The 12,066-nt window shown below is 64.9% G+C and carries 11 protein-coding genes; 3 read left to right on the top strand and 8 right to left on the bottom strand.

The genetic code is table 11. The features are described from left to right. On the bottom strand, positions 1 to 315 hold a 315-nt coding region (locus LH475_RS01385), incomplete at its 3' end, for a hypothetical protein (protein ID WP_297412685.1). Positions 316 to 548: 233 nt separating this feature from the next. On the opposite strand from LH475_RS01385, the gene LH475_RS01380 reads away from it, so the two are divergent. Next, positions 549 to 2,681: a S9 family peptidase gene (locus LH475_RS01380; RefSeq protein ID WP_196843719.1), complete on the top strand. Its 2,133-nt coding sequence runs from the start codon at positions 549 to 551 to the stop codon at positions 2,679 to 2,681. 4 nt (positions 2,682 to 2,685) lie between these two features. After that, positions 2,686 to 5,400, top strand: coding sequence for a DEAD/DEAH box helicase (locus tag LH475_RS01375; protein WP_297412684.1), 2,715 nt, complete (start codon positions 2,686 to 2,688; stop codon positions 5,398 to 5,400). Here LH475_RS01375 and mgrA read toward each other — a convergent pair. From mgrA to LH475_RS01340, 7 genes are all read right to left on the bottom strand, one after another. After that, positions 5,397 to 6,422, bottom strand: coding sequence for an L-glyceraldehyde 3-phosphate reductase (gene mgrA, locus LH475_RS01370; protein WP_196843717.1), 1,026 nt, complete (start codon positions 6,420 to 6,422; stop codon positions 5,397 to 5,399). The genes LH475_RS01375 and mgrA overlap by 4 nt on opposite strands. 86 nt (positions 6,423 to 6,508) lie before the next feature. Beyond that, positions 6,509 to 7,282 carry a glycosyltransferase gene (locus LH475_RS01365; protein ID WP_297412683.1) on the bottom strand — a complete coding sequence of 258 codons (774 nt, stop codon included), beginning with the start codon at positions 7,280 to 7,282 and terminating at the stop codon, positions 6,509 to 6,511. After that, the gene (locus LH475_RS01360; RefSeq protein WP_196843716.1) at positions 7,279 to 8,721 is read right to left on the bottom strand and encodes a PIG-L family deacetylase; all 1,443 of its coding nucleotides are present in this window, start codon (positions 8,719 to 8,721) and stop codon (positions 7,279 to 7,281) included. Before LH475_RS01360 ends, LH475_RS01365 begins: the two co-directional genes overlap by 4 nt. After that, positions 8,715 to 9,716: an acyl-CoA dehydrogenase gene (locus LH475_RS01355; protein WP_196843715.1), complete on the bottom strand. Its 1,002-nt coding sequence runs from the start codon at positions 9,714 to 9,716 to the stop codon at positions 8,715 to 8,717. The genes LH475_RS01360 and LH475_RS01355 overlap by 7 nt, the downstream gene beginning before the upstream one ends. A 112-nt stretch (positions 9,717 to 9,828) precedes the next feature. Continuing rightward, the gene (locus LH475_RS01350) at positions 9,829 to 10,317 is read right to left on the bottom strand and encodes a DNA starvation/stationary phase protection protein (protein ID WP_196843714.1); all 489 of its coding nucleotides are present in this window, start codon (positions 10,315 to 10,317) and stop codon (positions 9,829 to 9,831) included. Positions 10,318 to 10,446: 129 nt separating this feature from the next. Continuing rightward, the gene (locus LH475_RS01345; protein ID WP_297412682.1) at positions 10,447 to 10,902 is read right to left on the bottom strand and encodes an SRPBCC family protein; all 456 of its coding nucleotides are present in this window, start codon (positions 10,900 to 10,902) and stop codon (positions 10,447 to 10,449) included. Between the two features lie 135 nt (positions 10,903 to 11,037). Then, the gene (locus LH475_RS01340) at positions 11,038 to 11,316 is read right to left on the bottom strand and encodes a hypothetical protein (protein WP_196843712.1); all 279 of its coding nucleotides are present in this window, start codon (positions 11,314 to 11,316) and stop codon (positions 11,038 to 11,040) included. A 136-nt stretch (positions 11,317 to 11,452) separates the two neighbouring features. Here LH475_RS01340 and LH475_RS01335 point away from each other — a divergent pair, with 136 nt between their 5' ends. After that, positions 11,453 to 12,040 carry an MOSC domain-containing protein gene (locus LH475_RS01335; protein ID WP_196843711.1) on the top strand — a complete coding sequence of 196 codons (588 nt, stop codon included), beginning with the start codon at positions 11,453 to 11,455 and terminating at the stop codon, positions 12,038 to 12,040. The last annotated feature ends 26 nt before the right edge of the window (positions 12,041 to 12,066 follow it).

Here is a 12,066-nt window from a genome sequence, read left to right as displayed (position 1 = left end):
GATGCCGGCGAGTTGGGTGATGAAATCAATGCGGGTGCGGCAGCCGTTTCGGTAGGCCAGCGACCCGGCGCCGAGGTCGGTGTCGGCGCGGGCACCGATGTCGGTGGTGGCTCGGAGTCTGGCCCCATCCACCCTGCGCCCGAGCCCTTCTAGAGCGCTCATCACCGCGATGGCCTCGGTGTCGTCGAGGTGACCAAACCGCACCCCGTCCAACGCGGAGGCCAGAATCGCACCGGCCTGAGCTATCGCCGCGACCCGGGAGGACACCGGCTCCGGGGTGGAGCCGGTGGCGGCGGGCGGGGCGGTGAGGGTCATGGCGGCGGTGCCTCCTTCACCCACAATTATAGCCCACACCACCCCCAAAGGCGAGAGAATCTCAGTAATATGCTGATACTCTCTCCGAGCTATATACCATTCGCAGGCAAGGGTAAATGAAGTCCTGAGGGCGGGTACAGGGTTGCCTCGGCACCCGCGAAGCTACCCAGTACCCGCCCTCGCGACCACGCGGTGAGCGTGTGGAGCGGGGCCTCACAAACTACGCTGGGGGGATGACCTCTGGCCCGATCACTCCCCCACTCGCCGCAAAGAAGCCGCATCGCCGTGAGCACCACAACGACGTCTACATCGACGACTACGAGTGGTTGCGCGATAAGGACAGCCCCGAGGTCATCGCCCACCTCGAGGCCGAGAACAGCTACACGGATGCCCGCACCGCTAATCAGGAACCGCTCCGGCAGCAGATCTTCGACGAGATCAAAAACCGCACCCAGGAGACCGACCTGAGCGTTCCGGTGCGTCGCGGCACCTTCTGGTACTACACCCGCACCGTCGAGGGCCAGGAATACGGCATCCACTGCCGTGCACCGATCGGCAGCCCCGATGACTGGGCCGCGCCCATCCTCGGCGACACCGACCCGACCAGCCCCGGCCTGCCCGGCGAACAGGTGCTGCTCGACGACAACGTCGAAGCCGAGGGCCACGAGTTCTTCTCGCTCGGCAGCTTCGACCTCAGCGAAGACGGCACCCAGCTGCTCTATGCCGTCGACGTGGAGGGCGACGAACGCTACACGATCCGCGTGCGCACCATCGCGACCGGCGAGAACCTGCCCGACACGATCGCGAACACGAGCGCCGGCGCCCTGTTCGATCCGAGCGGCCGCTACCTCTTCTACACCACCGTCGACGCCGCCTGGCGCCCCGATACCGTGTGGCGGCACGAAATCGGCACCACCCGAGACGCTGACACCAGCATTTTTCACGAACCCGACGAACGATTCTGGGTGGGGGTCGGAATCACGCGCAGCCGCAAGTTCCTCATGATCGAGGCCGGCTCAAGCGTCACGACCGAATCCTGGGTGCTCGACGCGAGCGACCCAACCGGCGACTTCACCGTCGTCTGGCCGCGGCAGGACGGCATGGAATACGACGTTGAACACGCCGTCATCGATGCAGAGGACCGCCTTCTGATTGTGCACAACGGCGGCACCGCCGTCAATTTCGAGCTGGTCAGCGTATCAGCAGGAGACCCACAGGGTGAGAAGCGGATGCTGCTGCCGCACGACCCGCAGATCCGCCTCGAAAGCGTCGACGCCTTCGCCGACTTTCTCGTCGTGGAGTACCGCCGGGACGGCCTCACCCGCCTCGCCATCGACCGGCACGACGCGAGCGGACTGACCGAGCTGGACTTCGACGAACCGTTGTTCGCCGTCGGCTCGGCCGGCAACCCGGAGTGGACGCAACCGACCATCCGGTTCGGCTTTACGAGCTTCATCACGCCCTCTACGGTGTACGACCTCGTCGTAGGGACCGGCGAGCGACGCCTGCTCAAGCAGCAGCCCGTGCTCGGCGGCTACGACCGGGCGCTCTACGAGCAGCGCCGGGAGTGGGCCACCGCCGACGACGGCACCCGCGTGCCGATCTCGCTGGTTTACCGCCGCGACCTCGTCACGCCCGGCACACCGGCACCGACGCTGCTCTACGGGTACGGATCGTACGAGCACAGCATCGACCCCGGGTTCGGCATCGCCCGACTCAGCCTGCTGGATCGCGGCATGATCTTCGCCATCGCGCACGTGCGCGGCGGCGGCGAACTCGGCCGCACATGGTACGAAACCGGCAAGACGACGACCAAGCGCAACACCTTCACCGACTTCGTGAGCTGCGCCCGGCACCTCACCGACGCGGGCTTCACCACCCCCGACCGGCTGGTGGCCGAGGGCGGCAGTGCCGGCGGACTGCTCATGGGCGCCGTCGCGAATCTCGCGCCCGAACTGTTTTCCGGCATCCTCGCCGAGGTCCCGTTCGTCGATGCCCTCACCTCGATTCTCGACCCCTCCCTGCCACTGACCGTGATCGAGTGGGACGAGTGGGGTGATCCCCTGCACGACGCCGAGGTGTACGCCTACATGAAGTCGTACTCCCCCGTCGAGAACGTGCGCGCAGTCACCTATCCCTCGATTCTTGCCGTGACCAGCCTGAACGATACCCGCGTGCTCTACGTCGAGCCAGCCAAATGGGTGGCCAAGCTGCGCGAAGTGGGAGCGAACGCCCTGCTCAAGACCGAAATGTCGGCCGGCCACGGCGGGGTCTCTGGTCGGTACAGCGCCTGGCACGAACGCGCGTTCAACTACGCTTGGGTGCTCGACGCCGCCGGCCTGAACCCGTCCGAGAGCGACAGCTAGGGGAATGTCGGATTCTGCGGGTACCCCGGGGAACGGGCCCGACGCAACCCCGGCTTGGAAGCGGCTGGTGCTGCCGCCGCTGCAGCCTCGCGGGGCATCCGTTCTGCCGCCCATCGGCAATTTCGGGCACCCGCGTGCCCTGGCGACCGGCCCGAAGGTGCCAATGGGGCTGCAGTTCGAACTGCGCGAGCAGACTCCGCGCACGAATGACCGCTGGCGGGGGCCGACCGCCAAACCGGTGAAGACGCTCGTAGCCGGGCACGGCGAGTTTCGGCTCGGCGTGCGGCCGGTCATTCAGAATGCGAATGGCAATTGGGTGCGCAGCAACGTCACGTGGAGCCACCTCACCTTTCAGCTGAACCGGTTCAACCTCGACCCCGAACATCACCGCTGGATCTCGCAGTTCTCCGCTCTCTACAAGGCCGTGCGCGAGGTCTACACGAGCCAGGAAACCGACTGGATCTACCTCGACAACTTCACCAGCCCGCTGCTCTGGCCGCTGCTGCGTGAGGCCGAGCAACTCGGCATCGGCTTCGTCGGCAATAAGAAAGACGTTGTCGTGCGGGTCGGGTCGCTCGCGCACGTCAGCCTTGACGCCTCGCAGGCGGATGCTGCCGGCCCGCTGCTTTTGCAGGCCCGGCTGCACATCGACGGCACCACCTACCCGCTCGAGGCCGCCGGAATCATCGCGGGCCACGGCGTCTACAGCGTACGGCTCGGCGCTCCGACCGTGTTCACCCTCGCGCCAACGAATGGTCCGTTGAGCCCTGAGCAGCGACATCTGGTCGGGCAGGTTGATCCGGCAGCGGTACCCGCGGCCGACACGGCCGAGTTTCTGGGCACGGTCTACCCGGCCTTGCAGCGCAGGGTCGCGGTCACCAGCACGGATGCCTCGGTGCGGTTTCCCGAGGTACTGCCCGACAATTTTGAACGTACCGAACCACCGCGCCTCGTGATCACGACCATCGAGACCGACCAGCGCGACTGGTTCGACCTCGGCGTAATCGTGACGATTGGGGAGATCACGGTACCGTTCGGGCCGTTGTTCACGGCGCTCGCAACGGGCCAGACCCGCCTGAAACTCGTCGACAACAGCTATCTCTCGCTCCAACAGCCCGAGTTCGAACGACTGCACGAACTCATTGACGAAGCCCGTGCGCTGCAGGAGTGGGAGACCGGCTTGCGCATCAGCCGCTACCAGGCCAGCCTGTGGAGCGATTTTGAGGATCTCGCCGACGAGACCGTGTCGGCCGTCTCGTGGCGGGCCGCTGCTGCGGGACTGAAGGATCCGAGCGGTGTCGACCCGATCGTGCTGCCCGACACTGTGCACGCAACTCTTCGCCCGTACCAGCAGGAGGGGTTCGCCTGGCTCGCGTTTCTCTGGCAGCACCAGCTCGGTGGCGTACTCGCCGACGACATGGGACTCGGCAAGACGCTGCAGACCCTGGCGCTGCTGGTGCACGCGACAGAGTCGAAACCGGGGCCGTTTCTGGTCGTGGCGCCGACATCCGTTGTGGCGAACTGGCTCAACGAGGCGACCCGGTTCACGCCTGGGCTGCGGGTGCGCACGCTGATGGCGACCGAGTCGAAAAGCCGCACCCGCATAGCGGATACCGCCACCGACGCCGACGTGCTCATCACTTCCTACGCGTTGTTTCGTCTCGAGTTCGAGGCGTACCAGGCTGTGACCTGGGCCGGCCTCATCCTCGACGAGGCGCAATTCGTGAAGAACCGCACCAGCCGCGCCTATGCCTGCGCAAAAGAGCTGGACACCCCGTTCAAACTGGCGATCACGGGCACTCCGCTGGAAAACAACCTCATGGACCTGTGGTCACTGTTCAGCATCGTGGCACCCGGTCTGTTCGCTTCAGCGCGCAAATTTACCGAGGACTACGTGCGGCCGGTGACGCGCGGTGAAGGCCCGCAGCGGCTCGCGAAGCTGCGCAGACGCATCCGCCCACTGCTGCTGCGCCGCACCAAGGAGGTTGTTGCTCGCGACCTACCACCGAAGCAGGAGCAGGAGTTGCAGATCGCGCTGAACCCGGCGCACCAGAAGCTCTACGACACATTTCTGCAGCGGGAACGGCAGAAACTGTACGGCCTCATCGAGGAACTCGACAAGAACCGGTTCATCATTTTTCGCTCTCTCACCCTGCTGCGGCTACTGAGCCTCGACGCTTCGCTCGTCGACCAGAAGTTTGCCGGCGTGCGCTCGAGCAAGCTCGACGCCCTGTTTGAGCAACTCGACGATGTCATCGCCGAGGGGCACAAGGCGCTTATCTTCAGCCAGTTCACGTCATTCCTGAAGCGCGCCGCCGCCCGGCTCGACGCGCAGGGCGTTCCCTACTGCTACCTCGACGGGTCGACACTGCGGCGTAGCGAGGTGATCGACCGGTTCAAGAGCGGAGCGGCACCGGTGTTTCTGATCAGCCTCAAGGCCGGCGGCTTCGGCCTCAACCTCACCGAAGCCGACTACGTTTTTCTGCTCGACCCGTGGTGGAATCCGGCGACGGAGGCGCAGGCCGTCGACCGCACGCACCGCATCGGCCAGACCCGCAACGTGATGGTCTACCGGATGGTCGCCACCGGCACCATCGAGGAGAAGGTTGTAGCGCTCCAGAAGCAGAAGGCCCAGCTGTTCACCGCGGTGCTCGACGACGACGCAATGTTCAGCACCGCGCTCACCGCCGAAGACATTCGCGGCCTGCTCGAGCCCTAAACGGCGCTCGAACCGGCCCAGAGGTTGATGCCCATGTCGTGGGCGTGCACGTCGATGGCCGCGAGCTCGGCGGCGGTGAAGGCGAGATTCTGCAGCGCTGCCACGTTGGTTTCCAACTGCACGACCGACGACGCCCCGATCAGGGCGCTTGTCACCTCGGAATTGCGCAACACCCAGGCCAGGGCCAGCTGTGCGAGCGACTGGCCCCGCTCGGAAGCGATTTCGGTCAGCGAGCGGATGCTGGCGAGCGTCTCATCGTTCACCATGGCCTTGTTCGCGGACCCGTCCCTGGCGACCCGGGAGTCCGCAGGAATACCGCCGAGGTAGCGGTCGGTGAGCAGCCCCTGGGCGAGCGGCGAGAACGCGATGCAACCGGCCCCGACGTCTTCGAGGGTGTCGAGCAGGTCGTCCTCGACCCACCGGTTGAACAGGGAGTAGGAGGGCTGGTGAATCAGCAGCGGCGTGCCGAGGTCGGCCAGAATCGCCGCAGCTTCGCGGGTGCGTTCGGGCGAGTACGAAGAGATTCCGGCATAGAGCGCACGGCCACTCGTGACGGCGGTGTGCAGGGCGCCCATGGTCTCTTCAAGCGGCGTGTCGGGGTCGGCGCGGTGGGAGTAGAAGATATCGACGTAGTCCACGCCCATGCGTGAGAGCGACTGGTCGAGGCTCGACAGGAGGTACTTGCGGCTACCGAAGTTGCCGTACGGACCCGGCCACATGTCGTAGCCGGCCTTGGTCGAGAGCACGAGTTCGTCTCGGTGGGCCAGAAAATCTTCCCGGTAGAGCTGGCCGAAGTTCGTTTCTGCAGACCCGTACGGAGGCCCGTAGTTGTTGGCGAGGTCGAAGTGCGTGATGCCGAGGTCGAACGCTCGGCGCAGAATGGCTCGCTGCGTTGCGAGCGGCTTGTCATCGCCAAAGTTTTGCCAGAGGCCGAGCGAAATGGCCGGGAGTTTGAGGCCGCTGCGCCCGGCGCGACGGTAGGGCATGGACTCGTAGCGGGATTCGTTCGAAATATAGGTCACACAATTATTGTCCCATTCTTCGGGCACGCGACGCCAAACGCGCCGGCCTGGGGCGCGTGGCTGTTTCACCCGGTGTGCGGGAACGATCATTGCGCGACTTCGGTGTCGAGCCTCTCGGTGTCGATGTGAGACCGCAGGTAGCCGGCGAATCCCGCCGGGGCGCGTCCGACTCGTCGCCCGCTCGTCAGCACCGGAATCAGCGCTGTACGCGCTTCGATCACACCCAGGTCGCGCAGCCGTGCCACCAGGAGTACGTCTTCATCGCGGTCCACCGGCGCAAACTCCCCGGCGGCCAGATACCGATCGGCGCGCACGCCCAGATTGGCTCCGTGCACGTGCGGATGACCCTCGCCTATCGTGTGCAGGGCCTCCCAGCGCAGTAGCTCGTGAGCCGCCACGTCGTCGTCTGGCTGAACTGTTCCGAGCACGAGCTCAGAACCATTGCGGGCCAGGGCCAGCTGGGTTACGAGCCAATTCGGCGGCACTGCCGAATCCGCATCGGTGGAGGCGATCCAGATGCGATCTGCTGCCGGTGCCGCCTTGAGCTGGCGAAGCGCGCACCGAATGCCGTACCGACGGGCCACACCGACGGAACCAGAGTCGAATTCCACTCGCGCAAAGTCGGCCCAGTGCGCCGCAACCCGGGCAGATAAGTCGGTACACCGGTCAAGAACGAGCAGCACTGACACCCGTGGACGATCGGATTGCGACACCACCTTCAGGGCGTCGATGGCGACCGTCAGGGCCGTCAAACAGCGTGGCAGCAGCAGTTCTTCGTCGCGCACCGGCACCACAATCGTGACGAAATCAATGTCCGGCCGCCGCACTCGCTCCCCGTAAGTACCCGCACTGTCGCTCACGGTACGAGGCCGTCACGCTGGGCCACTGACAGGGCCGGCCGCGGTTCGTACACCTCAAGCACGAAGTCTCGCTCGAGGTGATGCACCGTGCGCTGCAGCCCGACCACATGCGTGAGCTGGGCGTGCACGGCGTCCCCGGTGAGCGGATATTCCGCGACCGGATGCCGCCAGTGACAGGCCACAAGCACGCCATTCTGGGCGAGACTGGCCCGGCACCGTTCGAGCAGGCGGCGCAGATCGTTCACGGAACAGTAGTAGCCGACCTCCGACAGCACGATCAGGTCGAAGGACCCCTCCGGCCACTCGCCCGGCACCGTGCAGCGCTCAAAAGTCACACCGGGCTGCCCGGCCAATCGTTCCCGAGCCTGCATGAGCGGCGCTTCGATAAGATCGATTCCCAGTAGGGTGTCGCAACGTTCGGCGAGTTCGGCCGTCAGCACTCCGATCGAGCAGCCCAGCTCCAGCGCTGCGGTAAAACGTTGCCTGGGTAGTGCCGCGATCAATGCGGCCCGTTTGCGTTTCTCGTACCAGCGGGATTCAAACCCCCACGGGTCGGGACCCGACGAGTAGACGTCGTCGAAGAACCCGGCGGTGAGAGTCTGATTCGGGTCGGCCGGTGCGGGCGTACCGCTCCGCCCCGGTTTAGGGGAGCGTCCAGGCTGGGCATCCGCTGCGGCCGCGCTCAGCTTCATCTCCACGAGCGTTTCGTAATCGCGCGCGAAGTGCGCCCGAAAGTCGGCCGGCACGATCGCTTCATCGCCGGGTGCATCAGACAGTGGCCCAACCTGACTGCGATGCAACGCGAGCGCCCGAGCCTTGGCCTTGCGTTCGGCCGGTTTCAGGTCAAAAAGACGAACGGTATCACCTGACCAGATTGCAGCATCCGGAGTAGACCAGTGCCACGCCCAAATTGGATATTCGAAGAGACGCGCACTGCGATCTCGGGCCGCACGTTCGGCGGCCGCGCTGGCCGCGGCATGATCCGGATGCCCATCAGCTCGCCACGGCGCCACGACCCAGGTCGAGTCACCCGCATCGCCGATCGCCTCCGCGATGGCTTTCTCGGCGATGGCCACGTGATCGACGAGTTTGCCGTCGGGCAGTTCCAGCAGGTGAACGTGGGCGTTGGGGGCGAGGTGGGCGAGGGCATCCGTGACTTCGATGCGGCGGATCTGCGCGAGTCGGGCCGCGTCGTGGGTCGTTGATTGCGGATGCGACGCCTCGCCATTGCTCAGAACGATGACCACGATGGGCAGTCCGAGTGCCGCCACACGGGCGATGAGTCCGCCGACACCGAGGCTCTCGTCATCGGGATGCGCCGACACGACGACAAGGTGTGCCAGGGAGTCCAGGCCCAGCGAACCGAAGCGATCGGGCCAGCGAGCGGCCTCCCAGACCCTTTCGGGCGTTCCGCTGTCAGAATGACTGAAATTCACCATGGCGCACTCCCCCTCATTGCGAGCATTCGGCCCAACGCAGCATCATCGCGTTCGGCATGGTGCTGGCGCACGTACAGTTGCAGGTCGGCCACCCGCTGAACATGCCGCGCATCGAGAGCGAGCGGCGCCGGCCCGAGCGCATGCCCAACGTGGAATATGACCTCATCGACCGTGCGGGCGACGATTCCCCGCACGCGCGCAGCGAGCACGGAACCGGCCGCACCATCGGCTTCGCCAGCGTCGATGGCTGTCGCCGCAGCCGCGAGTGCCATTTTCGACGCGGTCACGGTCACGTCCACAGCACCGAGGTGGGCGAGTGCAATCTGGTCGGGGGTTCGGCCCTGGCTGGATTCGTAGAGTGTGCGGGCCATGCCAACGGCTCCACCCCACCACACCGCGGCCACGCCGATACCGCCCCAAGCGAATCCCGGCCGGCGCAAATACCAGCCGTCGTCGCCGACCGCGTCGGCCACGACGGCAGAGAAATCGACCGGTCCACTCGTCACCTGGGCCAGCCCCCTGGCCACCCACACCTCGTCGTGCACCTCGACCCCGGCCTGACGCAGGTCGACGGCGAACAGCCGGCGACCCCAAGCGCCGTCCGGGCGCTCCGCGCGCGCCGTAACGAGCGCATTCGAGAGCAGTCCGGCAATCGAACACCACGGTTTGGTGCCATCGAGCCGCCAGCGGGCGCCCGACCGAGTTGCCGTCAGTGTCATTCCGGGCATTTCAGCGGCAAAAACTCCCCATGATTCGCCCGGAGCGACGGGCGTGCAGCCCGCCTGATGCACGATCGCCATGGCATCCAAATGTGCCTCGGCGATTCTGGCCGTGGTGAGGTCGGCGGAACCGAGTTTCGCGAGGATCTCGAAGTATTCGTCGGTGCGGCCTCCTCCCGGCCGTGCTGTGGAGGGAAGGCTGGTCAGTACCTGCAGCGCCCGCGCCGCATTGCCGTCGACCTCATGTGCTGCCGCAGCGAGCTCATCACTATTCATCGACGGGGCCGTCGGCCTGACCGACTGAACGGACACGACGCGATCGGACACGGTGCGATCTAGCACCGACCGCTCATACCCCGTTGCCTCCGGTCACCGGCCAGACCGTCGATCACGAGGTCCGGGCGACGGATTTCAGCGCGGCCCGCTTGCGCGGCTTGCGGTTCTCCGCGCTGACCATCCACGAGTACTGCTCTAATTTCTCGATGAATTCGTGCAGAATATCCGCGCTCGTGGGGTCTTCATCATCGACTTCATCGTGCACCCTGCGCATGTTGTCGACGGCGGCATCGAGCCGTTCGGTGATGAGCGTCACCGTCTCGGTCGTGTCGACCTCACCGTCGGGAAACTTGGGCAGATGCGTGGTTTTGGTGACCGTCTCGCTGCGGCCATCGGGCATGGCGTGGAGGGCGCGCATCCGCTCGGCAACTTCGTCGGAAAATTCGCGCACATCGCTAATGATCTCGTCGAGTTGAAGGTGCAGGTCGCGAAAGTTCTTACCGACGACGTTCCAATGCGCCTGCTTGCCCTGAAGGTGCAGCTCGATCAGGTCGACCAGAACGGACTGCAGATTGTTGCTGAGTGTTTCGGAGGCGTGCATGGTGTCCTCTCAAAATAAAGGTGGAGTAACTGGGGAACATTGCCGCGACCATATCACCGCGCGATAATGTGGGCCACAATACCAAAGCCACCACGGATCCCAGACCCGACGTGCGGCCCGTGGTGGCTGCTACCGAGCGACCTCGCCGCGCCAGCCACCATTCTGGTTGGCCGGGTCTTCGATGAAGGACTTGAAGTTCGTGAGGTCCTTCTTGATCACGTGGTCGTCAATCCCGAACACGGCGCCGACCTTTTCGAGAAATCCCGCGGCCTCCCAATCCAATTGCACGGTGACCCGGGATGTGGAATCACTCAATTTGTGAAAGGTGACGACTCCGGCGTGGTTTTCGTCGCCGCCGATGCTGTTCCAGGCGACACGCTCGTCGGGGTGCTGTTCGGTGATCACAGCGTCGAATTCGCGATCGACCCCGCCGATACGAACCTTCCAGTGCGTATGCGTATCGTCGGTTTGTTGAATGGATTCGACGAAATCAAGAAACTTCGGGAAAGACTCGAACTGGGTCCATTGGTTGTAGGCCACGTTCACTGGAACGTCGACGTCGATTTTTTCAATGACCTGTGCCATCGTTTCGTCCTTTTCGCTGGGTTCGCTGGGTTCGCTGGGTTCGCTGGGTGCAAACGATTCGAATCTAGCGCGCTATTCACCGAAGTACTCGGCTCAGCCGTTATTCACAGCATGCCTTGATGCGGCACCCAGCCATCAGGGCTCCCGTGGTGGACGCGGCTTGCTGTATTTCTTGTGAGCGGTCTGCGGTGCGGTACCAAGGATGCGCGCGATGTCAGCCCAGGAACAGCCGCCGTCACGCATCGCGTTGACCGCCGCGGTGACCCGAAGGTTGACCTCGACCCGATCGCGCACAGCGCGTTCCAACTCACGTTCGAGAGCCCGATAGGGCCGGGCTATGTGCGCGGCGGGTTCGTTCTGCACCGGACTGACGGTGATGGACTCGTTCGGCTGGTCCGGGACAATACTGGTCATCGGTAACCTTTCCACACAGCAATGTAGGCCCCTCCGGTGGCGGCGTCAACGGATTTTCGCAAACACGCTGACGTACCCAAATGGAGGGCTGCTGCCATCCCTTCGAACATGCGTGCGCTGTGGCAGAATCGTTGGCATGACACTCGAGAGGCTCTCCGGCACGGTCGTTTCCGGCACGGTCGTTTCCGGCACGGTCGTTTCCGTCAGCCGGGACGACGAGCACCGCTTCAGTAAGCCGGCGGTAGCCAGCATCCGTCTGCTGGCCGGAATCGGCGTCGAGGGTGACTCGCACGCCGGGGCCACTGTGCAGCACCTCTATGAGAAGAAGCGCAATCCTTCGGCGCCGAACCTTTGCCAGGTGCATTTCATGGCCGTCGAGCTGTTCGATGCCCTCGTCGCCACCGGGTACACGGTAGCGCCCGGCGAACTCGGCGAGAACGTGACCACCGCCGGAATCGACCTGATGTCCCTGCCGCTTTGGGCCCGGTTACACCTGGGCAACGAGGCCGTCGTCGCAATCACGGGCATGCGCAGTCCGTGCTCGCTCATTAACGGCTACCAGAAGGGCCTGATGAAGCAGCTCATCACAACGGATGCCACTGGAACGGTTGCGCGCCGCGGCGGCATCATGGGCGTCGTGGTCACCGGCGGCGTCGTGAATCCGGGCGACGGTATCCGGGTGGAGCTGCCCGCCGGCGAGCAGCAGCCCCTCGGGGTCGTCTAACGCGGCTGCCTCACCACCGGGCCCGG

The organism is Cryobacterium sp. (genome assembly GCF_026786305.1).
GTDB lineage: Bacteria > Actinomycetota > Actinomycetes > Actinomycetales > Microbacteriaceae > Cryobacterium.
Note: the sequence above shows the minus strand (reverse complement) of the source record. Positions and strands in the feature narration are given on the sequence as shown.